2 tRNA genes are annotated in these 538 nt (G+C 46.7%); both read right to left on the bottom strand.

The window, feature by feature from the left end:
- Window positions 1-189: 189 nt before the first annotated feature.
- Window positions 190-265 (bottom strand) — tRNA-Ala (locus tag BK665_RS33020).
- 34 nt (window positions 266-299) lie between these two features.
- Window positions 300-376: transfer RNA gene (locus BK665_RS33015), tRNA-Ile, on the bottom strand.
- Window positions 377-538 lie beyond the last annotated feature (162 nt).

The raw sequence follows: 538 nt of genomic DNA, 5'->3' as shown, positions 1-538 counted from the left end.
CCGAAAATTCGCAATTACTCACAAATTTTACCTTAGCCTGATCCGTTACCAGTGAAAGTAACGTTCAGTCTATCTTTCTATCACATACCCAAATTTTTAAAGAACGATCTAATCAAAGACTAGAAATCAACATTCACCATCATCACTATGGAATGCTCATTTCTAAGCTTTCAACAACAGAAGCAGTAGTGGTGGAGCCAAACGGGATCGAACCGTTGACCTCCTGCGTGCAAGGCAGGCGCTCTCCCAGCTGAGCTATGGCCCCGTATTTCTACAGGCGTTTCCCACACAAGCAAAATTGGTGGGTCTGGGCAGATTCGAACTGCCGACCTCACCCTTATCAGGGGTGCGCTCTAACCAACTGAGCTACAGACCCAATTTCGAGCTACTCAGGCCGACTGCACTCTGCTTTTTACCTCAAAGCGTGAGTGCGTTCCAACCAACTCAGCTACAACCTGATACAGGCTGCTTCTTTATCGTCTTCTTCAATGAATCAAGCAATTCGTGTGGGAACTTATGGAGCAGCTGATGTCGTCGA

Origin of the sequence: Pseudomonas frederiksbergensis, from assembly GCF_003732665.1 — a bacterium.
Taxonomy (GTDB): domain Bacteria; phylum Pseudomonadota; class Gammaproteobacteria; order Pseudomonadales; family Pseudomonadaceae; genus Aquipseudomonas; species Aquipseudomonas frederiksbergensis_G.
This window is presented reverse-complemented; position numbering and strand designations above follow the sequence as displayed.